The organism is Paraburkholderia sp. J7 (assembly GCF_905220155.1).
In the GTDB taxonomy this organism is placed as follows: Bacteria; Pseudomonadota; Gammaproteobacteria; order Burkholderiales; family Burkholderiaceae; genus Paraburkholderia.
The window spans coordinates 157314-179656 of sequence record NZ_CAJMYZ010000020.1 but is presented as its reverse complement, the minus strand read 5'-3'; the positions used below and the strand labels follow the sequence as shown (position 1 = coordinate 179656).

Below are 22343 nucleotides of genomic sequence, written 5' to 3'. Positions count from 1 at the left end.
ACCGGCATTCCATACTTTTTGTTTCGGAATAAACGACCTGGACTGATCTTATCAAACCTTTCCTGCGCCTCTAAAGTGGACCTCAACGCTTAGCCATTCCTCGCATACGAGACATTCAGGAGACAATCATGGCCAAAATGAGAGCCGTCGACGCCGCTGTTCTGGTGCTCGAAAAAGAAGGCATCGATACCGCTTTCGGCGTGCCGGGCGCAGCCATCAATCCGTTCTATTCGGCAATGAAAAAGGCCGGCGGCATCACGCACGTGCTGGCGCGCCACGTCGAGGGCGCCTCGCACATGGCCGAAGGCTATACGCGGGCCACGCCCGGCAACATCGGCGTGTGCATCGGCACCTCGGGCCCCGCGGGCACCGACATGATCACGGGCCTCTACTCGGCCCAGGCCGATTCGATTCCGATCCTTGCGATCACGGGCCAGGCGCCGCGCGCCCGCCTCTACAAGGAAGACTTCCAGGCTGTCGACATCGAGTCGATCGCCAAGCCTGTGACAAAGTGGGCCGTTACCGTGCGCGAGCCGGCGCTCGTGCCGCGCGTGTTCCAGCAGGCGTTCCATCTGATGCGCTCGGGCCGTCCGGGTCCGGTGCTGGTCGATCTGCCGATCGACGTGCAGCTCGCCGAAATCGAATTCGACATCGACACCTACGAGCCGCTGCCGGTCTACAAGCCGAAAGCCACGCGCAAACAGATCGAAGCCGCACTCGAACTGCTCAACGCCAGCGAAAAGCCGTTGATCGTCTCCGGCGGCGGCGTGCTCAACGCAGCAGCCGAAGATCTGCTCGTTCAGTTTGCCGAGACCGTGGGCGTGCCCGTCATCCCGACGCTCATGTCGTGGGGCGCAATTGCCGACGACCACCCGCTCATGGCCGGCATGGTCGGCCTGCAGACTTCGCATCGCTACGGCAATGCCACGATGCTCGCCTCCGACTTCGTGCTCGGCATCGGCAACCGCTGGGCGAACCGCCATACGGGCAGCGTCGAGGTCTACACGAAGGGCCGCAAGTTCGTGCACGTCGATATCGAACCGACGCAGATCGGCCGCGTGTTCGGCCCGGATCTCGGCATCGTGTCGGACGCGAAGGCCGCGCTCGAACTCTTCGTCGAGATCGCACAGGAGTGGAAGGCCGCGGGCAAGTTGAAGGACCGCAGCGCGTGGGTGGCCGACTGCCAGCAGCGCAAGCGCACGATGCTGCGCAAGACGCACTTCGAGAACACGCCGATCAAGCCGCAACGCGTGTACGAAGAAATGAACAAGGCGTTTGGCCGCGACACCTGCTACGTGAGCACCATCGGCCTGTCGCAGATCGCAGGCGCGCAGTTCCTGCACGTGTACAAGGCGCGCAACTGGATCAACTGCGGCCAGGCGGGCCCGCTCGGCTGGACGATTCCCGCGGCGCTCGGCGTGCGCGCAGCCGATCCGACGCGTCCGATCGTGGCGCTCTCGGGCGACTACGACTTCCAGTTCATGGTCGAAGAGCTGGCCGTGGGCGCACAGTTCAAGCTGCCGTACGTGCACGTGGTCGTGAACAACTCGTATCTCGGCCTGATTCGCCAGGCGCAGCGCGCGTTCGACATGGACTTCTGCGTGCAGCTCGCGTTCGAGAACATCAACGCGCCTGAGGTGAACGGCTACGGCGTCGATCACGTCACGGTTGCCGAAGGCCTCGGCTGCAAGGCGCTGCGCGTGTTCAAGCCGGAAGAGATCGCACCGGCGCTCAAACAGGCTCAGGCGCTCGCCGCCGAACACAGCGTGCCGGTCGTCGTCGAAGTGATTCTCGAGCGTGTGACCAACATCTCGATGGGCACCGAAATCGACGCGATCAACGAGTTCGAAGAACTGGCCGAAAAGCCCGAGCACGCGCCGACTGCCATCAGCGCGCTGAGCGCCCTCGACTGAGCGCATCGACCACGCATCACTGCAGCACCGGCAGCGCGCACGGCATCGGCGCGCTGCCAGCGCGACTTCCCGCGTGACTTCCTTTATTGACCGACCAGCGAGACCCCGCACCATGCCAAAATTCGCCGCGAACCTCACCATGCTGTTCAACGAAGTGCCCTTCCTCGACCGCTTTGCCGCGGCAGCACAAGCGGGCTTCGACGCCGTGGAGTTCCTGTTCCCGTATCCGTACAAGGCCACCGAACTGGCCGAGCGCCTCGAAGGCAACGGACTGAAGCTCGTACTTCACAATCTGCCCGCCGGCAACTGGGAAGCGGGCGAGCGCGGCATTGCCTGCCTGCCCGATCGCCGTGGCGAGTTCCAGGAAGGTGTCGGCCGCGCGATCGAGTACGCGAAGGCGCTGAAGGTGCCGCAGCTCAACTGCCTCGTCGGCATTCCGACGGCTGGCGTCGATCGCGAGACGGCGCTTGCCACGATCGTCGATAACCTTCGCTTTGCCGCTGGCGAGCTGAAGCGCGAAGGCATCCGCCTGCTGGTCGAGCCGTGCAACGGGTACGACATTCCCGGCTTCGCGCTGAACCGCTCTGCCGAAGCGCTCGACGTGATCGAAAAGACCGGCTCGGACAACCTGTTCCTGCAGTACGACATCTATCACATGCAGCGCATGGAAGGCGAACTCGCCGCGACGATCAAGAAGCACTTCGCGAAGATCGCCCACATCCAGCTCGCGGACAATCCTGGCCGCAACGAACCCGGCACGGGCGAAATCAACTACCCGTTCCTGTTCGATCTGCTCGACACGCTCGGCTACGAAGGTCACATCGGCTGCGAGTACAAGCCGCGCACGACGACTGTCGAAGGCCTCAGCTGGCTGCGCAGCGCAAAGCAGCGCACCGCCGAACTGGCCTGAGCGCGGTCGCCCGCCACGACGCACATTCACGCATTCGCTTTAACGGAGACACACAAGATGGCAAAGATTGGCTTTATCGGACTCGGGATCATGGGCGCGCACATGGCGCGCAACCTCATCAAGGGCGGTCACACGCTCGCCGTGAACGGCAAGTACCCGGTACCCGACGACCTGCGCACGCAAACCGAAGTCGTCGCCGATTCGACGGCTGTCGCGAAGGTGTCGGACATCGTCATCGTGATGGTGCCGGACACGCCTGATGTCGCCAACGTGCTGTTCGCCGACGACGGCGTCGCCAAGGGTCTCTCGGCTGGCAAGCTCGTGATCGACATGAGCTCGATCTCGCCGCTCGAAACGCAACAGTTCGCCAAGCAGATCAACGCGCTCGGCTGCGACTATCTCGACGCACCGGTTTCGGGCGGCGAAGTCGGCGCACGCGAAGCCACGCTCTCGATCATGGTCGGCGGCCCGGAAAAGGCTTTCAATTCCGCCAAGCCCCTGTTCGAGCTGATGGGCAAGAACATCTCGCTGGTCGGCGACAACGGCGCGGGCCAGACCACGAAGGTCGCGAACCAGATCATCGTCGCGCTGAACATCGAAGCGGTGGCCGAAGCCCTGCTGTTCGCAGCACGTTCGGGCGCCGACCCTGAGCGCGTGCGCAAGGCCCTCATGGGCGGCTTCGCTTCGTCGCGCATTCTCGAAGTGCACGGCGAACGCATGACCAAGCGCACGTTCAATCCGGGCTTCCGTATCGAATTGCACCAGAAGGACCTGAACCTCGCGCTCGACGGCGCACGCAAGCTGGGTATCGCACTGCCGCACACCGCGAGCGCACAGCAACTCTTCAGCGTGTGCGCCGCGAACGGCGGCAAGGCGTGGGATCACTCGGCAATGATTCGCGCGCTCGAAATCATGGCGAACTTCGAGATCGCCGAACCGCAAGCGCAAGTGAAGGTGGCTTGAGTTTCAGCGGTTGCAGGACGGCGGTTCGCGCGACGTAATGCGCGAACCGACCGCAGAACCGGATCACGCACATCGGCTCGCGCGCAATGACTACAGCGCACGAGCCTCCCGTGGGGCGCTTCGCGGCGGCGGCAACCGACGCGAGGCAAATCGGTGCCGCTCTGGGCTGAGGGCGGCCAGTGGGGTCCGAAAGCGGCGCCCGGTGACGGCGGGGAAGCCTTGGTCGGTCAGACGTCGTCATCGGGTGTCCGCGTGTCGGATGCCCGTTTTTGCGTTGACTTCGCTTCGCCCTTCCCTTCTCAAGAGCGAGTAAGCGATTTCACCTTGAAAACGAAATCGATTTCAACCGCTGCACCCTTGGGCAATTGCAAAACACCGACCGAAGTCCGCGTGTGCACGCCCACCTCTCCCAAGACCGAATACAACGCATCGGATGCTCCATCGGCTACTTCGCTTTGCAGCGTGAAGTCAGCAGCGCTGCGGACGAATACGGTAATCCGTGGAACCGCCGATATCGCGTCCAGCGAACCCAAAGCGCCCCTGGCGAGAGCCAGCGCTCGAACGGTGGACGTCGCGGCTGCCTGGCGGGCTTCATCGAGTGAGATTGATTCACCAACAATGCCAACAAAGCGAACCACGTCCCCAATCCGGGGAAGTTGACCTGCAATGTAAGCGACATTCTCGTCAACCAGCACGGGGATGTACTTTCCTCCCGCCTTGATGGGTTCGTTCAGGTCAAAACCCAGCTCAATCGCTAACTGTTGCAGCCTTTCGTCTCTGGTCGTCACGTTGCTTTCCCCCTTGTCTCAGACTGCGATCATACAGCGCAGGGGTATTCCTTCAGGCGATGCCTTCGGGACACATGCCCGCCTGCGCTGCAGCAAGCGCGATCACACGCAAGCACGGCCAGAAACGCAACAGGCCTTGCGAACGGATCCGCAAGGCCTGTTTTTCATTTTGCACTGCCTGGCTCAGTACGTGTCGAACGCGTCCTGCAGCCCCGCCGTGTCGGTCATGCCAGCAGCGAGTGCGAGCAGCAACAGCACACGCGCCTTGTACGGGCTAAGCGTGCCCGAAGAAACGAAGCCAAGCGCGTCGTCCTTCGCCGCGCCGTTGTGCATCACGTGACCCGAGCCGACGCGCGAAGCGCGCACGACGGCCACACCCTTCGCGGCCGCTTCGGCCAACGACTGCTGCAACCCGCCGTGAATCGAGCCATTGCCGGTGCCGGCCACGACGAGCCCATCCACACCAGCGGCCACGAGCGCTTCGACCGCTGCACGCGACACACCCGCGTAGCTCGTCACGATCTCGACCATCGGCCATGGCGCCGACGCCGTGAACGGCGCATCGACCGTATGCGGGCGCAGCGCGCGGCGCTGGAACTCCACGCGCCCATCCTGCACCCAGCCCAGCGCACCGATTTCCGGCGACTGGAACGCATCCACCGCGTAGGTGCTGACCTTCGCGACGTCGCGTGCGCAATGAATGCGGTTGTTGAACGCCACCAGCACACCCTGCCCCGCCGCCGCCTCGCTCGCCGCGAGCGTGACAGCGTTCAGCAGATTGAGCGGGCCGTCGGCGGAAAGCGCCGTGGCGGGCCGCATGGCCGCCGTCAAGATGCACGGCTTCGCACTCTTCACCGTGAGATGCAGCAGATATGCGGTTTCTTCGAGCGTGTCCGTGCCGTGCGTGATCACGACGCCGTCGATCTCGTCGCTGGCCAGCAGTTCGTTCACGCGCTGCACGAGCGTGGACCACAGCGCGAGCGACATGTCCTTGCTGTCGATGCTCGCGATCTGCTCGGCGTGGATCTGCGCGATGGCGTCGAGGCCCGGCACGGCTGCCAGCAACTGCGCGACGCCGATCACGCCGGCCTGGTAGCCCGCCGTGTTCGCCGCGTCGGCAGCGGAGCCCGCGATCGTACCGCCCGTGGCGAGCACGGCGATACGCGGCAGCGCCTTGGGCGCCGCCGCGGAAGAGGAAGTGGATGTAGTCATGGCGGCGATTTTAAGCGATCCGCTGCCCGCCGAGAAAATCAGCCCGCTTTTCAGGTTGCCTCACGCAACTGGCTCGCGATCTGCTGTTCTGTGAGTTGCGGCGCGAACATTTCGATGAGCCGGTACGCATACTGGCGCAGGAACGCGCCCTTACGCAGGCCCACTCGCGTCGTGCTCGCTTCGAACAGATGCTCCGTGTCGAGCGCGACGAGTTCGCTGTCGCGCTTCGGGTCGTAGGCCATTGCCGCGACGATGCCTACACCCATGCCGAGCTCGACATAAGTCTTGATCACGTCCGCGTCGATGGCGGTCAGCACCACGTCGGGCACCACGCCCGCTTTCGCGAACGCCTGGTCGATATGCGAGCGGCCCGTGAAGTCCTGGTCGTAGGTAATGATCGGGTATTCGGCCACGTCTTCGAGCGTGAGGTTTTCGCGGCCCACGAGCGGATGCGTCTTCGGCACGACCACCACGTGATGCCACGAGTAGCACGGGAACGTGACGATATCGGGGAAGCGGTCGAGCGCCTCGGTCGAGATGCCGATGTCGGCCTCGCCGTTGATGATCATCTGCGCGATCTGCTGCGGATTGCCCTGGCGCAGCGCGAGGTGGACTTTCGGAAATACTTCGCGGAACTGGTGCACGACCTTCGGCAGCGCGTAACGCGCCTGCGTGTGCGTCGTCGCGACCACGAGGTGACCGCTGTCCTGGTCGGCGAACTGGCGCGCCACGCGGCGCAGGTTCTCGGCGTCGAGCAGCATGCGCTCGATCAGTTGATGCACCGCCTTGCCCGGCTCCGTGAGGCCCGTCAAGCGCTTGCCGCGGCGAATGAAGATGTCCACGCCGAGTTCGTCTTCGAGATCCTTGATCTGCTTGGAGACGCCCGACTGCGACGTGTACAGCACGTTCGCCACTTCGGTCAGGTTCATGTTCTGCCGCACGGCTTCGCGCACGAAACGCAACTGCTGAAAATTCATGGTCTTCTCTCCGGGACTGCTGACCGATTGTTCGTTTTTGTCGATGTGAGCACTGTAACGCGCATTGCGCCGCGATTTAAGCCGCGATTTAAGCCGCGATTTAAGCCGCGAGTTTAAGCCGGGAATCTAAGCCGGGAAAACGCGCAGCCCGCGCGGCACCGCCGTCACGCCCTGGCCCACCGTCAGCCCGAGCGCGCGCCACGACTCGCGGTCGAGTTCGGCTTCGAGCGCGCCTCCGGTGCGGCTTTCCAGCTCCACGCGCACCGAGCCGCCCAGCGTCACCACCCGGCGCACGTCGACGACAATGCCGTCGCGATGCTCGCTCGCTTCGCGGTGCAGCACGAGGTCGTGCGGACGCACGTAAGCGAGCGCCGGGCCTTCGAAGCTCGCGTGCACCGAGATCGGCTGCGCCGCGCCTTCGGCCACGAAGCCGCGTGCATCCACGCTGCCGCGCAGCCGGTTAGCGGCGCCGAGAAACTCGTAGACGAAAGCTGTCTGCGGATGATCATAGACGTCCTGCGGGCTGCCCACCTGCTCCACATGCCCATGATTCATCACCACGATGCGATCGGCCACTTCGAGCGCTTCTTCCTGGTCGTGCGTAACGAAGATCGTCGAGATGTGCAGGTCATCGTGCAGGCGGCGCAGCCATGAGCGCAATTCCTTGCGCACCTTGGCGTCGAGCGCGCCGAACGGCTCGTCGAGCAGCAGCACCTTCGGCTCCACGGCGAGCGCGCGCGCGAGCGCGATGCGCTGACGCTGGCCGCCCGACAGTTCGGACGGGTAACGCTGGGCAAGCCAGTCGAGCTGCACGAGCTTGAGCAGCTCATGGACCTTTTCGCGGATCACGGCCTCCGAGGGCCGCTCGCCGCGCGGCTTCACGCGCAGGCCGAACGCCACGTTCTCGAATACCGTCATATGGCGGAACAGCGCGTAATGCTGGAACACGAAGCCCACCTGGCGCTCACGCGCGCCCACTTCGCCCACGTCCTGGCCTTGCAGCACGACCTGGCCCGCGTCGGCGTATTCGAGGCCCGCGATCACGCGCAGCAGCGTGGTCTTGCCACAACCGGACGGTCCGAGCAGCGCAACCAGTTCGCCCGGCGGAAAGTCGAGCGAGACGTTGTCGAGGGCGGTGAAGTCGCCGAAGCGCTTGTGCAGATTGCTGACGGTGATGCCCATGGTTACTGCTCCCCTACTTGAATCGGTTGGCGCACGGCGCGCGCCGTTGCGTGATCTGTCGCATGTTGTGAAACGGGTTGTGCGGCCACCGGCTGCGGGCCTGCGTAGGCGGGAATGTCATCGGCGCTGCGCAGTTGCGCCGAGAGACGGCGCTCCGCGAGCAGCTTCAGGCCGAGCGTGACGAGCGCGAGCAACGCGAGCAGCGATGCCACGGCAAAGGCCGCCGCGAAGTTGTACTCGTTGTAAAGGATCTCGACGTGCAGCGGCATCGTATCGGTCTGGCCGCGAATATGGCCCGACACCACCGAAACCGCACCGAACTCGCCCATCGCGCGCGCGTTGCAAAGAATCACGCCGTACAGCAAGCCCCAGCGAATGTTGGGCAGCGTCACGCGGCGGAACATCTGCCAGCCCGAGGCGCCCAGCACGTGCGCGGCCTCTTCTTCATCGTTGCCTTGCGCCTGCATCAGCGGAATCAGCTCGCGCGCGACGAACGGGAACGTCACGAAGATCGTGGCGAGCACGATGCCCGGCACCGCGAAGATGATCTGCACGTTATGGTCTTCGAGCCACGGCCCGAGCCACCCCTGAGCGCCGAACAGCAGCACATAGATGAGACCCGAGATCACGGGCGAGACCGAAAACGGCAGGTCGATCAGCGTGGTGAGCAGCGCCTTGCCGCGAAACTCGAACTTCGCGATCGCCCACGAAGCCGCGAGACCGAAGGCCAGATTCAGCGGCACCGCGATCGCCGCGGTGATCAGCGTGAGCTTGATCGCGGAGAGTGCGTCGGGGTCGACGAGCGACGTGAAGTAGAAGCCAATGCCCTTCGAAAGCGCCTGCCAGAACACGGCGACAAGCGGCACCACGAGAAAGAGCGCGAGAAACGCGAGCGCGATGCCGGTCAGGAGCCAGCGCACCCACGGCGCTTCGGTGACCGGATCCGGCCGGCGCGTGCTTCGTTGTTGCGGCAGCGTGCTCATTGCGCACCTCCCGCGACGGTTGCGCCCACCACGGCAGTCGGCGCGCTGCCGGCCGAAACGCCCCGGCTCGTCCGGCGTTGCAAATACCACTGCAGCGAGTTGATGAGAAGCAGCATGACGAACGAAACGCAGAGCATCATCACGGCAAGCGCGGTCGCGCCGGCGTAGTCGTATTGTTCGAGCTTCGTGATGATGAGAAGCGACGTGATCTCCGACTTCATCGGCACGTTGCCGGCGATGAAGATGACCGAGCCATACTCGCCCAGCGCGCGCGCGAACGAGAGCGCGAAGCCGGTGAGCAGCGCCGGCAGCACCGCGGGCAGCACGACGCGGCGGAACGTGAGCCAGCGCGAAGCGCCAAGGCACGCGGCGGCCTCCTCCTGCTCGCGCTCGAAGTCTTCGAGCACCGGCTGCACCGTGCGCACGACGAACGGCAAGCCGATGAAGGTCAGCGCGACGAGCACGCCAAGCGGCGTGAACGCGATCTTCAGACCGAGCGGTTCCAGGAACTGGCCAATCCAGCCATTGCCCGCGTACACGGCGGCGAGCGAAATGCCCGCGACGGAAGTCGGCAGCGCGAACGGCAGATCGACGAGCGCATCGATCACGCGTTTGAACGGGAATGGATAGCGCACGAGCACCCACGCGAGCAGGAAGCCGAACACCGCGTTGATGAGCGCCCCGCCGAGCGCAGCCGTGAACGTGAGCCGGTACGAAGCGATCACACGCGGCGACCACACGGCGCGCACGAACTGGCTCCAGTCGAGCGTCGCCGTCTTGAGGAAGGTGGCGGCAAGCGGAATGAGCACCACGAGGCTCAGGTAAGCCACCGTGATGCCGAGCGTCACGCCGAAGCCCGGCAGCGCACTGGGCTTGCGCAATCGAAACGTTGTCATGCTCATCGTCCAGACATGGGTTGCGCGCTTGCCGGGTTCGCCGGCGGCGCCGAAAAGCGCGCCCGTGGGCGCGCTTCTTTGTTATGCGGTCGCGTCGTGATCGACTGCCAACCGGTACTGCGGTACAGCGGTGTTGCGTGACTTACTGCGGCTGGTAGATCGAATCGAACACGCCGCCATCTGCGAAATGCGTCTTCTGCGCGTTGGTCCAGCCGCCGAACGTGTCGTCGACCGTGTAGAGCTTGAGCTTCGGAAACTTCGCCGTGAGCGCCGCCGGGACCTTGTCCGAACGCGGACGGTAGAAGTTCTTCGCGGCGATCTCCTGGCCCTCTTCGCTATAGAGGAACTGCAGGTAGGCCTCGGCCTCCTTACGCGTGCCCTTCTTTTCGACGACCTTGTCCACCACCGCAACCGGCGGCTCAGCCAGAATGCTCACCGAGGGAACCACGATCTCGAACTTGTCCGGGCCGAATTCCTTGAGCGAAAGGAATGCTTCGTTCTCCCATGCGATCAGCACATCGCCGATACCGCGCTGCACGAAGCTCGTCGTCGCGCCTCGCGCGCCCGAGTCGAGCACGCCCGCGTTCTTGTAGAGCTTCGAGACGAAGTCCTTGGCCTTCTGCTCGTTGCCGCCCGGCTGGTGCAGCGCATAGGCCCACGCCGCGAGATAGTTCCAGCGCGCGCCGCCCGAGGTCTTCGGATTCGGCGTGACGATCGACACGCCCGGCTTCGTCAGATCGTCCCAGTCCTTGATGTGCTTGGGGTTGCCCTTGCGCACGAGAAACACGATCGTCGACGTGTACGGCGAGGCGTTGTCGGGCAGACGCTTTTGCCAGTCCTTCGCAACGATGCCCTTGTTGGCGAGCGCGTCGATGTCCCATGCGAGCGCCAGCGTCACGACGTCGGCCTGCAGGCCGTCGAGCACCGAGCGCGCCTGCGCACCCGAGCCGCCGTGCGACTGCTTGATGGTGAGCGTTTCGCCCGTCTTCGCCTTCCACTGCTTGATGAAGGCCTCGTTAATGTCCTGGTACAGCTCGCGCGTCGGATCGTAGGAGACGTTGAGCAGCGACGTGTCCGCGTGAGCGGCCACGGGCGCCATCGCCGCAACTGCGACGAGCGGCGCAACGCCGATAACCAGTTTTGCCGCCAGTGATTTCAGCCAGCCTGCGCGCCCCGTATGTGTCGTGCCCATCTATCTGTTCTCCGTTTTCGTGTGTGCTCGTTCGCGCTCATCCGTGCGCATCTGCGAATTGCAGCTAACGATGGAGGCCAGTCTAGCGATCCGCTTACATTATTAAAAATGATGTTTTCTCATTTTTTAATACGCAAAAGTGGTAAGGACAGAGGAAGTCGCTGCTGGAGCGCGGTTTCGTCCGCACAAACGCGGGAAAACGGCCTGATAGCAACGCTCAGTTGACGAACTTCAAGTAACACTTGAAAAGTGGCGAGTACTGTATAAAAATACAGTTACCTGTTCAAACATACAGTGGCGCCATGACCAAACTCACCGCACGACAGCAGCAGGTTTTCGATCTGGTTCGCCGGGCGATCGAACGCACGGGCTTCCCGCCCACGCGCGCCGAGATCGCGGCCGAACTCGGCTTCAGCTCGGCCAACTCCGCGGAGGAGCATCTGCGCGCGCTGGCGCGCAAGGGCGTGATCGAACTGGCTGCGGGCGCCTCGCGCGGCATCCGCCTCATGCCGGGGCCCGACGACCTGCCGCACCAGTTCACGCTCCCGCACCCGAGCATCATGCAGCTCTCACTGCCGCTCGTTGGCCGCGTCGCAGCGGGTAGCCCTATCCTCGCGCAGGAACACATCTCGCAGAACTACATGTGCGACCCGGCACTGTTCTCGAGCCGCCCTGACTATCTGCTGAAAGTGCGCGGCCTTTCCATGCGCGACGCCGGCATTCTCGACGGCGACCTGCTCGCCGTGCAGAAGAAGGCCGAAGCGAAAGACGGGCAGATCATCGTGGCGCGCCTTGGCGACGACGTCACCGTGAAGCGGCTGAAGCGCCGTTCGAACGGGCTCGAACTGATCGCCGAGAACCCCGATTACGACAATATTTTTGTCGAGGCTGGCAGCGCGGAATTCGCGCTGGAAGGCATCGCGGTTGGCCTGATCCGCCCCACAGAATTCTAAGCAATCCGTCTGCGCGCGTTGTGCGCTGAGTTTACGCACTACCTGGAGAGAGTCATGGAACGCCTTGCCCGCTTGCTGCCCTTCCGTCAATTCGGCCGTCTTCGCCACCTCCGTGGAATCGCCTCTTGCGCGGTGCGCGAGGTGCGCGACTCGGCCGCCGCACTGAGCGGCTCGCTCTTCGAAGACTCGCCAGAGATGGTGGCCGCCAGCACGGCCGACCTGCCGGCGCTGCCCTCGGCCCAGCCGGCGTTTGCGCGCGTGTCGCTCAACAGCACGCTCAACACCGAGCAGCCCATGCGCCGCGCGCCGGTGCGGGTCTATCAAGGTCAGTCGCGGCTCATTCTCGTCGGCACGGTTGACGCGGTCTGCCGTGCGATCGACCGCTGCATCGCGGAGCAGCACAGCGACCTGCCTGCAGCGCTGGCGAAGTAAGGTCGAATCGAGCGCGAATTACGCCGCGAATTCGCCAATACGCGGCTCAAATGTGAGAAGAGGTTACGGTCGGGATCGTTTGACCGGGTTTGCGGTCAACACCCTGTTTGAACGATTAGCCCTATGCCGATGACGGAATCTCCCTCAACCCCACGTAAATCCCAAGGCTGGAAGAAGCCCGTAGCGATCGCCGTTGCGCTCGCCATGGTTGTTGGCGCGCTTGGCTACGCGTATGCGTCGCCCTATATCGCGGTGAAACACATGAAAGCCGCCGCCGACGCTCGCGACGCCGCCACGCTCAACGAGTACGTCGACTACCCGGCGCTGCGCCTGAGCCTCAAGCAGCAGGTTGGCGAGATGCTGCATCGGCGCGTCGAAGGGCAACACAGCAGCAATCCGCTGCTCATCCTTGGCGCCGTGATTGGTGCGGCACTGATCAGTCCGCTCGTGGATGCCTACGCAACGCCGGAAGGCGTGGCCGCCCTGCTGAGCGGCATGCCGCCGACGGGCAAGCCTGGCGACCGGCCGCACGCGCCGCCGCCGGCGGAGTCCGGCGAGCAATCGGCAGAATCCGCGCAATCGGCAGAATCGGCGCCGTCATCGCCCCCAGCGGCGTCGGGCAATCCCGCGCCCGAGGCTCGGCCGGTCACCACGGCCGGCTATCGCGGCCTCAATGAATTCGCGCTCACGTGGGAGCGCGGCAATACGGGCGAGCACTATGCCGCCATCCTGCAGCGTCACGGGCTCTTCTCGTGGAAGCTCGCAGCGGTCGAGCTAGACGAAGGAAACGTCTCGAACTGAGACAGATTGGAAGCGAAAGCGGAAACAGGCCGGTTCTGTGCGAACCGGCCCGCTTGTTCCCGCTTGATCCCGCTCGATCAACTAAGCGGCGGCTTGCTGCTGTTTTTCCTCAGCCGCCGACGAACACGCCACGAGAATGCTGCACGACACGCGGTCGAGCAGCGGCGTATTGCCCGCGCCCATCCACCAGCGCGAAAGCCCCGTGCGGCAGCGGTGACCCACCACCACGAGGTCGGCATTCAGTTCGTTGGCCAGATTTGCGATTTCGTCGATCGGATGCCCGAACGCGAAGTGCCCCTGGGCGCGCACGCCACGCTCGGTTAGCCAGTCCACGCCTTCCTGAAGGATTTCGCGCGCCGTTTCCTCGAAGCGGCCGCAGGCCACATCGGTCAGCAGGCCCGCGCTCTGCGCGATCGTCGAGCGCATGTCGACAACCGAGAGCAGATGCGTTTCCGCCTGCAGATCGAGCGCAAGGTCGGCGCCGCAACGCAGTGCCTTGCGGCCTTCGCGCGAGCCGTCGTAACAGAGCAGAATTTTTTTGTAGCTCGCCATGATCGCTTCTCCCCGCCCGCGTGATTTGCAGGCTGTGCGATTCTCATGATGGTGCGCCGCAATTCCACACGCAAGGGCTGGAAAACGCCAGGTGGGCATCGAAAACCGCCAGATACGTCTTAGGCAACGCACACCTCTTGTGCATGGCCTGATGCTTGCCGCGACATGCAATCGCCTCGTGCCACGTCGCACGGCCTGGAAGCGCCGCCCAACCCGCCACGCAGCAATGCACTAAAATGGGCCGCCTTGTTTCGCGCGATTGTTCGTTTGCTTTTGCGTTCGCTTTGCGTGCGCCTCGCGCGACGCCCGTTCGACTCACGTTCAACTGGTCCATGCCCGCACCCGCCATCGAATTCGAGCAGGTCATCAAACATTACGGAGACAGGACGGTCGTCAACGGCCTGTCGTTCAACGTCCTCCCCGGTGAGTGCTTCGGGCTGCTCGGCCCCAATGGCGCCGGGAAAACCACGACGCTGCGCATGCTGCTCGGCATCGTCTCGCCCGATGCGGGTCGCATCAGCCTGTGTGGCGAGCCGGTGCCCGCGCGCGCGCGTCACGCCCGCCAGCGCGTGGGTGTCGTGCCGCAGTTCGACAATCTCGACCCCGACTTCACCGTGCGCGAGAACTTGCTCGTGTTCGGCCGTTACTTCGGCTTGTCCGCGCGTGAAACGCGTGACCTCGTCGCGCCACTGCTCGAATTCGCGCGCCTCGAAAGCAAGGCCGATGCGCGCGTAGGTGAGCTTTCGGGCGGCATGCGCCGTCGTCTCACACTGGCGCGCGCGCTCGTGAACGACCCCGACGTGCTCGTGATGGACGAGCCCACGACAGGCCTCGACCCGCAGGCGCGGCATTTGATCTGGGAGCGGCTGCGCTCGCTGCTCGCGCGCGGCAAGACGATTCTCCTCACCACGCATTTCATGGAGGAGGCCGAACGACTTTGCAATCGCGTCTGCGTGATCGAGGAGGGCCGCAAGATCGCCGAGGGTGCGCCCAAGGCGCTGATCGAATCGGAGATCGGCTGCGATGTGATCGAGGTGTACGGCCCGGACCCGGTCTCGCTGCGCGACGAGCTTGCAGCCGATGCGAAGCGCACGGAGATCAGCGGCGAGACGCTATTCTGCTATGTCGACGACCCCGCGCCCGTGCATGCGAAGCTGCGCCACCGCTCCGATCTACGCTACCTGCACCGGCCCGCGAATCTCGAAGACGTGTTCCTGCGGCTCACAGGCCGCGAGATGCAGGATTAATGCGCCAGGATTGACGGCGGCATACGAATCGCCAAGGACACCATGCAGACACGCACCAACAACCCGACGCCCTCGCGCCCCACCCAGGCGCCCATGCGCGAGCCGCGCGCCGCGCTGCCTTCGAACGCCACGCACTGGATCGCCGTGTGGCGGCGCAATTATCTGGTCTGGCGCAAGCTCGCCCTTGCGTCGATGTTCGGCAATCTCGCCGACCCGATGATCTATCTCTTCGGTCTCGGCTTCGGGCTTGGGCTGATGGTGGGGCACGTCGACGGCGTCTCGTACATCGCGTTTCTCGCGGCGGGGACGGTGTCGTCCTCGGTCATGATGTCGGCGAGCTTCGAGTCAATGTACTCGGGCTTCTCGCGCATGCACGTGCAGCGCACGTGGGAGGCGATCATGCACACGCCGCTCACGCTTGGCGACGTCGTGCTAGGCGAAGTCATGTGGGCCGCGAGCAAGTCGATGCTCTCGGGCGCGGCGATCATGGTGGTGGCCGGTTTGCTCGGCTACGCGAGTTTTCCTTCCATGCTGCTCGCGCTGCCCGTGATCGCGCTTGCGGGCCTCGCGTTCGCGAGTTGCGCGATGATCGTCACCGCGCTCGCGCCGTCCTACGACTTCTTCATGTTCTATCAAACGCTCGTGCTCACGCCCATGCTGCTGCTCTCGGGCGTGTTCTTCCCGATCGCACAGTTGCCCGCGGCCGCGCAGCACATCACGCTGATGCTGCCGCTCGCGCACGCCGTCGCGTTGATCCGCCCCGCCATGCTCGACCGGCCTGTCGAGCAGGCCGGACTGCACCTGCTCGTGCTCGCGATTTACGTGGTGGTGCCGTTCGCGATCGCTTCGGTGCTGTTTCGCCGGCGCATGATGCGTTGAAGGACGTTTAAGCACATTAAGGCACGCTAAGGCATCGCGAGGCACTCAGTCCTCGTCGTCTCCCCAGGGAATATCGACGTCCGAAATAAACGCGACCGTTGCGAACGGGCCGCCTTCCTGGCGGCCGATCTTGCCGTCGGCGCGATGCCATTCCACGCGAAACATCGTCGATTGGGTCTGGGCAAGCAAACGCACCGTGCGGATCTCTTCCGGGTCCGACTCCTCCACCGGGCCATCGAGCGAAACCAGCAGCGACTGCGGCCACAGACCGTCGGCCGGGTCGTAAATGCGATCGCCGTCGGGAATCGAGGTGTCCGCTTCGACGCCGATGGTGGCCGAAGCCTCGACGATCATCTTGCCGAGCGCGCGCAGCACTGCGGTGGCGCGGGCCGAATTGGCCTGGCGGATGGCGAGGTCGCCGCGCGTGAGCGCCTGCTCGAGTTTCGGATTGGTTTTTTGCTTTGCCATGCTGGTTTTCGGGCCGAGGCCCGCTCCGTGGCGGACGGCGAACCGCCCGCGTATTACAAGAATGCCAACGCTGAACGCATGGCGACTGCCTCGTCGCGACGTCCCTAGAAGCCGAGGGTGACCGCCGCGAGCCCCGCGACGATGCCGAAGAACACCACCGTCGTGCCCACGACGACGAGCATGCGCGGCCGGAACGAGCCCGCCAGCATCGCGAACGACGGCACGCTCACGGGCGGCAGCGTCATCAGAAGCGCGCCCGCGGGCCCTACGCCCATGCCGAGCGCGAGCATCGCCTGAATGATGGGGACTTCGCCGGCCGTGGGGATCACGAACAGCATGCCGACCACGGCAAACGTGACGATCCAGCCAAGGCTGCTCGTCACTTCCGGGCCGATATGCGGAAAGAGCCAGGCACGCGCGGCGCCGAGCAGCAGCACGAGCACGATGTACTCCGGCACGAGTCGCACGGCCATGCGCGCGAAGATGCGCGCCCAGCGCACGAAGACGTTGCCGCCTTGCGCCTGTTGCTCCGTGAGAAGCGCCAGGCGGTCTTCGGCGGCACGCGACTCCTCGGGCGTGACGAGCCGGTTGCAAACCCAGCCAAGGCCGAACACCATCAACAGGCCCAGCGCGAGGCGCAGCGCGCTCCATTGCCAGCCGAGCACGAAGCCCATGAACACGAGCGTGGCGGGGTTGAGCACGGAGTTGCCGAGCCAGAATGCAATCGCGCCGCCTGCCGACGCATTGCGTGCGCGCAGGCCCACGACCACGGGCGCGGCGCAGCAGGTGCACATCATGCCGGGCACCGCGAGCAGGCCGCCCGCCGCCACGCTGCCAAAGCCGCGCCGGCCGAGCACGCGCGCGACCCATTGCACGGGCAGGAGCGCCTGCACGCCGGAGCCGAGCAGCAGACCGAGCACCATGGCCTGCCAGATCGCCTTGCCATAAGCGAAGGCGTAATCGAGCGCGGCGGAGAACGAGGGATCAGGGGCTGTGGACGCGCCGCCCATCAGGATCGATTTGCCGATGGAGTGTGTTTCCTCGGCGGTGAATGCGCGGTGATAGTACGGGAACCACTTCACGTAGAAGAGACCGGCCACCGCCAGCAAAATAAAAATGGGCCAGCCATAGGACGGAGGTGATTGCGCTGGACGTGCGCTCGTCATTTTGAATTCTCCGGGCTTGAGCGTATGGACGGCCGGTCGGGGCGCCGTCACACGAAGCGTGATGGTGCCCCAACCAGCGCATGCTGGATCGTAGTGTATGCCTTGCGAATCGCCAACGACTTTGCCGCGTTAGCCGCTAACGCGGCGCAGCGCAGCGTGGCCCGGAAGGGACCGCGCTGCGCCCTGCTGCTCCTCTTAAGGGGCAGGATTAGGCTGCTGCTCGTGCAGCACGTCGATCTGCGCGAGCAATTCGGGCGTGAGCTTGACGTCGGCGCTGGCGATGTTTTCCTTCAACTGCTCGAGCGAGGTCGCGCCGATCAGATTGCTGGTGAGGAACGGCCGGCTGTTGACGAAAGCGAGCGCGAACTGCGCGGGCGTATAGCCGTGCGCCCTGGCGAGTTCCACGTAGCGCGTGGTCGCGGCCACCGATTCCGGCTTGCTGTATCGCTTGAAACGTTCGAACCGCGTGATGCGCGCGCCTTCCGGACGCGCCCCGCCCTCGTACTTGCCCGACAGCCAGCCAAACGCGAGCGGCGAATACGCGAGCAGGCCCACGCCTTCACGATGTGCGAATTCGGACAGGCCGCTTTCGAACGTGCGATTGAGCAGGCTATACGGATTCTGAATGCTGACGATGCGCGGCAGCCCCAGCTTTTCGGAGGCGCGCAGGAACTGCGCAACACCCCACGGCGTTTCGTTCGACACGCCGATATGGCGGACCTTCCCGGCCTTCACGAAATCGGCGAGCACGCTGAGCGTTTCCTCGATCGGCACCGTGTACGCGTCGTCGAGATACGGATACATGTTGCGGCCGAACGTCATCGTGCTGCGGTCGGGCCAGTGCAGCTGATACAGATCGACGTAATCGGTCTGCAGGCGCTTCAGGCTGCCTTCGAGCGCTTCGGTCAGATTCTTGCGGTCGAACTGGTTCTGCGGCCCGCGAATGTGCTGCGGATTGTGCGGCTGGCGAGCCGGGCCCGCAATCTTGGTGGCGAGCACGATGCGCTCTCGCGCCGCGCGATGCTGCGCGAGCCATGTCCCGATGAAACGCTCGGTCTGCCCTTGCGTCTCCGGGCGCGGCGGCACGGGGTACATCTCAGCGGCGTCGATCAGCGTGACGCCCTGGTCGAGCGCGTAGTCGATCTGTTCGTGCGCCTCGCGCTCCGTGTTCTGCTCGCCCCACGTCATCGTGCCGAGCCCGATCAGGCTCACCTTGACGTCGGTATCGCCGAGTGTGCGGTATTCCATGGAAACGTTGTCCGTCAGTTCGGTTGGGGAAACGCTGACGCTATCACGCCGCGAGAATTTTTTCAGGGAATGCTGAATGCGGCCAGAATCCACTGAATGCGCAGCGACCGGCCGCTTCCCGACCCACGACAACGCCTTCGACGCGGCCTTCGACCGGATTCGCGTGGCCATCGACCAGCGCGTTCGCGGCGCGTCCTGAGCGTCACCTGAGAAATCGCGGGCCTGAAAAGCAAAAAGCCGGACGTCGAAACGACATCCGGCTTCTTCAGGCCGCCCGACTGGCGAGCGGCCCGACAACTTCAGTGCGGCTTACTGGCCGAAGAAGACCGATTGCGGGCCCGTGGCCTTCGCGTGGCTGCCCGACTGCGAAGCCGAACCGGCAACGCCGCCGTATGCCGTTTGGGCGCCTTGTTCCTGGACGCGCTCGGCGGCCACGGTCTGAACGCTCTGGCCACGCTGCGAAGCCGGCGCGCCAACGTCCGGGCGGTAGAACGGTGCCGGACCATAGCCGCTGGCGAACGCCGGAGCGGCAACAGAAGCGGTAGCTGCGACCAGCAGCGCTGCGATGAGTTTGGTCTTCATGGTGGACTCCAATATCAGGTTCAATTGCGGATCGGGAAGGCGCCGCGCCTGGGAGGTCAGTGCCCACGAGCTGCGTCAACGAAACTCAGTGTATACACCTACTATCAGAAAATAATCGCGATAATCCGAATTTACTATTCTCCATTCCACAACAATCGCGTCAGGCAATTCTGACAAGGCTGAGCGACGAACAGACCCTAAAAACACGCTCAAAAAAATTTGCGCGACGCAGCAAATTTCCTGGGGATTACATAACTCGAGTAGGGTTTTTCGGCCGGAAATGGCCATCGGGCGCGCTTCCTGCATGGGGATTTGGCAAATTGGCGCAGTGCGCAAAGGGTACGAAGAGCCAAACCCATATGCGTTAAAATGCAAGGTTGATCCACGCCAGCCGTTACGCACCGGTTTCCCATCGCCATGTCTGCCAACCGTCAAGCCAGCCCCCGCCGCGTTTCCGTCGCGCCGATGATGGACTGGACCGATCGCCACTGCCGCTCGCTGCATCGCTTCATCTCCCGGCACACGTGGCTGTATACGGAGATGGTGACGACGGGCGCCCTTCTCCACGGCGACGTGCCGCGCCATCTCGCGTTCACGCCGGCCGAAGCGCCGGTCGCGCTTCAGTTAGGCGGCAGCGAACCCGACGACCTCGCGCGCGCGGCGAAGCTCGGCGAACAGTGGGGTTACGACGAAATCAACCTGAACTGCGGCTGCCCGTCCGAGCGCGTGCAGCGCGGCGCATTCGGCGCGTGCCTGATGAACGAACCGCGACTCGTGGCGGACTGCGTGAAGGCGATGCGCGACGTCGTCTCCGTACCCGTGACGGTCAAGCACCGCATTGGCGTGGATGCGGTCGAGGACTATGCGTTCGTGCGCGACTTTGTCGGCACGATTGCCGAAGCGGGCTGCGACGTTTTCATCGTCCACGCGCGCAACGCGATTCTGAAGGGCTTGAGCCCGAAGGAAAATCGAGAGATCCCGCCGCTCAAGTACGACTACGCGTACCAGCTCAAGCGCGACTTCCCGCAGCTCGAAATCATCATCAACGGCGGCATCAAAACGCTCGACGAAGTCGAGCAGCACTTACAGCATGTCGATGGCGTGATGCTCGGCCGCGAGGCTTATCACAACCCCTATGTGCTCGCCGACGTCGATACGCGCTTCTATGGCGCAACCGAAGCCGCGCTCACGCGCGAGGAAGTGGAAGCGAAGCTCATCGAGTACTGCGCAAGCGAGATCGCGCGCGGCACTTACCTCGGCGCGATCGTGCGCCATGCGCTGGGTCTCTATCGCGGCGTGGCCGGCGCGCGCGGATGGCGCCGTATCCTCTCGGACAACCGCAAGCTCGCGAAGGCGGATCTCGCGATCTTCGACGAGGCGCGAGAATATCTGCGCGTTGCGGATGAAATTCTTGAATAAAGGGCTAGGCAAGCCCGCTTTGGTGTGTATATAATCTTGCTTCTTGATTGACGCCGCTTACAAAGCAGCGCTGATTGAGAAAAACAGCGGTGGCTGTAGCTCAGTTGGTAGAGTCCAGGATTGTGATTCCTGTTGTCGTGGGTTCGAGTCCCATCAGCCACCCCAAAGAATTCAAGCACTGATAAGTGCTCGCAGCGCGGAAAACAGAATCTCTGGAAGATGCGATGCAAAATGAAGCCCGCTTTATGCGGGCTTTTTTGCTTTTGCGCTTGTGAATTCGAGCCCGCCAATCGCGGAGAAGATGCCCCCGAACTTCGCGAGCTGAGAACAGCCGCGCACCTGAGTGCTTAGCTGTGTTACAGCGAAGATAATTCTCGAGCTATAGACGCTGCGCAATATTACTGATACCTTACATTCAGGTTGCGTCCAGACCCCGCAACCTCCAGCACCTCCCAAGCTGGAAGACAAAGCTTAAGGCCGCCGCATTCTCGAAATCGGCGGCCTCTTTTCTTCAGGCGCAGGCTGCCCGGGCGTTACCGAGCTGTCGACGCGACAGCGCATCCCGGCGTTTTTGCTCGAACCGCGCACACATACGCCTGCAGCACCCTCATCTTGTCTATTTCGTGCTGGTCGTCTCCAGCGACCCGGGAAACGCGTTCGGCAACCACTGGGTCAAGGTCTGCGACGGCGGCGCTTCCATCGCCCACGCCGGCGGCACCGGAAGGTCCGTCGCCGACATTGCTACACCGTGACTGCAGCGTGTCTGTCTGTCACGGCGGGCGGGCAGCGTGGCGGCCTGCTCGCCGAACGCGTGTGGTGGATCGCCGTCAGCGTCGTGCTCGTGATCGCGACTCACCTGCTCGCTGCCCTTGGCCGTCCGCATGGACGGTGAGCGCGCGTGCTCGGCGCAGCGCAGTGGGCCGGCTGCATGGCGGCCACATGCTACGGGCATGCCACGCTAGCGCGAATGACAAGGAAGTCTCTATGCGCAGCGACTTCCTCAGCAATCAGAGCGCGTATCAAATCGTCGTCTGGAAATTCAAGGATCAAGCGCGGGAGTTCTCTAGCAACCTTTTCGCGGGCGATCACCCACGCCTCGTGGGCGGCTCCCACCTCATCCCTTGTATCCATTGTCTGTCCCCGGCCATTGGCAAAGATTCTTCTGACTATTCGGCCGACATCGCTTGCCGTGCCTGTTTTTCGAGTGAAATCCGGAAGGAGTTAATCACAGACCCGCAACAATTCCGCACCCGAAACCTAGAGTCAGCGTTCAATTCATCCTCGTATCCCTACGGCGCCCCAGCACTAACGCAAGATGCACATGACCAACATCTATCGACTCCAGTTCGTGAGCCATTGCCCCAACAATCGGGAGCCGCTCATCTATGCGCTGGAGAACGAAACGGACGCGATGGTGCACGTCGAGCACATCGCAACGGCCGCGCGGGTCAATGAATGCTCCTTCCACGATCCGTCACTGCGGTGGCTGGCGCGAGATAAGCAAACCTTGGATTAGGCTTTCACGGCGGCTATGCTTCACCTCGTCTGACGAAATGTCGACTTGTCCCGCACAGAAAGAG

At 63.8% G+C, this 22343-nt stretch carries 24 protein-coding genes, 1 tRNA gene and 1 pseudogene; 13 read left to right on the top strand and 13 right to left on the bottom strand.

The features are described 5' to 3' along the window. Nucleotides 1-128: 128 nt before the first annotated feature. From gcl to U5A58_RS29200, 3 genes are all read left to right on the top strand, one after another. Nucleotides 129-1913 (top strand): glyoxylate carboligase, encoded by a 1785-nt coding sequence (gcl, locus tag U5A58_RS29210; RefSeq protein WP_321964004.1) that lies wholly within the window; start codon nt 129-131, stop codon nt 1911-1913. A 112-nt stretch (nt 1914-2025) separates the two neighbouring features. Beyond that, nucleotides 2026-2823: a hydroxypyruvate isomerase gene (gene hyi, locus U5A58_RS29205; RefSeq protein WP_321964003.1), complete on the top strand. Its 798-nt coding sequence runs from the start codon at nt 2026-2028 to the stop codon at nt 2821-2823. A gap of 57 nt (nt 2824-2880) precedes the next feature. Then, nucleotides 2881-3786, top strand: a complete 906-nt coding sequence (locus U5A58_RS29200) for a 2-hydroxy-3-oxopropionate reductase (RefSeq protein WP_321964002.1) — start codon at nt 2881-2883, stop codon at nt 3784-3786. 299 nt (nt 3787-4085) lie between these two features. On the opposite strand, the gene U5A58_RS29195 is transcribed toward U5A58_RS29200, so the two are convergent. From U5A58_RS29195 to U5A58_RS29165, 7 genes are all read right to left on the bottom strand, one after another. Beyond that, a complete protein-coding gene (locus tag U5A58_RS29195) occupies nt 4086-4574 on the bottom strand; it encodes a RidA family protein (protein ID WP_321914299.1) in 489 nt (162 codons plus the stop codon). Nucleotides 4575-4757: 183 nt separating this feature from the next. Then, nucleotides 4758-5786 carry an asparaginase gene (locus tag U5A58_RS29190; RefSeq protein ID WP_321964000.1) on the bottom strand — a complete coding sequence of 343 codons (1029 nt, stop codon included), beginning with the start codon at nt 5784-5786 and terminating at the stop codon, nt 4758-4760. A 50-nt stretch (nt 5787-5836) separates the two neighbouring features. Next, nucleotides 5837-6763, bottom strand: coding sequence for a CysB family HTH-type transcriptional regulator (locus U5A58_RS29185; protein ID WP_321914297.1), 927 nt, complete (start codon nt 6761-6763; stop codon nt 5837-5839). Between the two features lie 126 nt (nt 6764-6889). Further along, nucleotides 6890-7945, bottom strand: a complete 1056-nt coding sequence (locus U5A58_RS29180; protein ID WP_321914296.1) for a sulfate ABC transporter ATP-binding protein — start codon at nt 7943-7945, stop codon at nt 6890-6892. Between the two features lie 2 nt (nt 7946-7947). Then, entirely contained in the window at nt 7948-8928 is a 981-nt protein-coding gene (gene cysW, locus U5A58_RS29175) for a sulfate ABC transporter permease subunit CysW (protein WP_321914295.1), read from the bottom strand. Beyond that, a complete protein-coding gene (cysT, locus tag U5A58_RS29170; protein WP_321963999.1) occupies nt 8925-9824 on the bottom strand; it encodes a sulfate ABC transporter permease subunit CysT in 900 nt (299 codons plus the stop codon). The genes cysW and cysT overlap by 4 nt, the downstream gene beginning before the upstream one ends. 142 nt (nt 9825-9966) lie before the next feature. Continuing rightward, nucleotides 9967-11016 (bottom strand): sulfate ABC transporter substrate-binding protein, encoded by a 1050-nt coding sequence (locus tag U5A58_RS29165; protein ID WP_321948732.1) that lies wholly within the window; start codon nt 11014-11016, stop codon nt 9967-9969. A gap of 302 nt (nt 11017-11318) precedes the next feature. Between U5A58_RS29165 and lexA the strand changes: the two genes are divergently transcribed. From lexA to U5A58_RS29150, 3 genes are all read left to right on the top strand, one after another. Beyond that, entirely contained in the window at nt 11319-11969 is a 651-nt protein-coding gene (gene lexA / locus U5A58_RS29160) for a transcriptional repressor LexA (protein WP_158757930.1), read from the top strand. Nucleotides 11970-12023: 54 nt separating this feature from the next. Beyond that, nucleotides 12024-12401, top strand: a complete 378-nt coding sequence (locus tag U5A58_RS29155) for a hypothetical protein (RefSeq protein ID WP_321914292.1) — start codon at nt 12024-12026, stop codon at nt 12399-12401. Between the two features lie 129 nt (nt 12402-12530). Beyond that, a complete protein-coding gene (locus U5A58_RS29150; protein ID WP_321964020.1) occupies nt 12531-13202 on the top strand; it encodes a DUF2939 domain-containing protein in 672 nt (223 codons plus the stop codon). Nucleotides 13203-13283: 81 nt separating this feature from the next. Here U5A58_RS29150 and U5A58_RS29145 read toward each other — a convergent pair whose 3' ends face one another. Then, nucleotides 13284-13754, bottom strand: a complete 471-nt coding sequence (locus U5A58_RS29145; protein ID WP_069267551.1) for a universal stress protein — start codon at nt 13752-13754, stop codon at nt 13284-13286. A gap of 332 nt (nt 13755-14086) precedes the next feature. On the opposite strand from U5A58_RS29145, the gene nodI reads away from it, so the two are divergent. After that, nucleotides 14087-15001, top strand: coding sequence for a nodulation factor ABC transporter ATP-binding protein NodI (gene nodI / locus U5A58_RS29140; protein WP_321963998.1), 915 nt, complete (start codon nt 14087-14089; stop codon nt 14999-15001). Nucleotides 15002-15043: 42 nt separating this feature from the next. Continuing rightward, nucleotides 15044-15880, top strand: a complete 837-nt coding sequence (locus tag U5A58_RS29135; protein ID WP_415774055.1) for an ABC transporter permease — start codon at nt 15044-15046, stop codon at nt 15878-15880. A gap of 45 nt (nt 15881-15925) precedes the next feature. On the opposite strand, the gene U5A58_RS29130 is transcribed toward U5A58_RS29135, so the two are convergent. The 3 genes from U5A58_RS29130 to U5A58_RS29120 all read right to left on the bottom strand — a co-directional run bounded on the left by U5A58_RS29130 (nt 15926) and on the right by U5A58_RS29120 (nt 18762). Then, on the bottom strand, nt 15926-16348 hold the full coding sequence (locus tag U5A58_RS29130; protein WP_321914289.1) for a hypothetical protein: 423 nt from the start codon (nt 16346-16348) through the stop codon (nt 15926-15928). A gap of 104 nt (nt 16349-16452) precedes the next feature. Continuing rightward, complete coding sequence (locus U5A58_RS29125) at nt 16453-17514, bottom strand: permease (RefSeq protein ID WP_321963997.1); 1062 nt, start codon at nt 17512-17514, stop codon at nt 16453-16455. A gap of 195 nt (nt 17515-17709) precedes the next feature. Beyond that, nucleotides 17710-18762, bottom strand: coding sequence for an NADP(H)-dependent aldo-keto reductase (locus tag U5A58_RS29120; RefSeq protein WP_321963995.1), 1053 nt, complete (start codon nt 18760-18762; stop codon nt 17710-17712). 76 nt (nt 18763-18838) lie between these two features. On the opposite strand from U5A58_RS29120, the gene U5A58_RS29115 reads away from it, so the two are divergent. Beyond that, nucleotides 18839-18961: a hypothetical protein gene (locus tag U5A58_RS29115; protein ID WP_321963993.1), complete on the top strand. Its 123-nt coding sequence runs from the start codon at nt 18839-18841 to the stop codon at nt 18959-18961. Between the two features lie 110 nt (nt 18962-19071). On the opposite strand, the gene U5A58_RS29110 is transcribed toward U5A58_RS29115, so the two are convergent. Continuing rightward, complete coding sequence (locus tag U5A58_RS29110; RefSeq protein ID WP_028204875.1) at nt 19072-19344, bottom strand: hypothetical protein; 273 nt, start codon at nt 19342-19344, stop codon at nt 19072-19074. A 417-nt stretch (nt 19345-19761) separates the two neighbouring features. Here U5A58_RS29110 and dusA point away from each other — a divergent pair, with 417 nt between their 5' ends. Next, nucleotides 19762-20763: a tRNA dihydrouridine(20/20a) synthase DusA gene (gene dusA / locus U5A58_RS29105; protein WP_321963992.1), complete on the top strand. Its 1002-nt coding sequence runs from the start codon at nt 19762-19764 to the stop codon at nt 20761-20763. 89 nt (nt 20764-20852) lie between these two features. Beyond that, nucleotides 20853-20928 (top strand) — tRNA-His (locus U5A58_RS29100). Nucleotides 20929-21296: 368 nt separating this feature from the next. Here the strand turns inward: U5A58_RS29100 and U5A58_RS29095 are convergent. Continuing rightward, nucleotides 21297-21491, bottom strand: a pseudogene (locus U5A58_RS29095) (hypothetical protein); the annotation flags it as partial. Nucleotides 21492-21511: 20 nt separating this feature from the next. Here U5A58_RS29095 and U5A58_RS29090 point away from each other — a divergent pair. Continuing rightward, nucleotides 21512-21655 (top strand): hypothetical protein, encoded by a 144-nt coding sequence (locus U5A58_RS29090; protein WP_321963991.1) that lies wholly within the window; start codon nt 21512-21514, stop codon nt 21653-21655. 429 nt (nt 21656-22084) lie between these two features. Further along, a complete protein-coding gene (locus U5A58_RS29085; RefSeq protein ID WP_321963990.1) occupies nt 22085-22279 on the top strand; it encodes a hypothetical protein in 195 nt (64 codons plus the stop codon). The last annotated feature ends 64 nt before the right edge of the window (nt 22280-22343 follow it).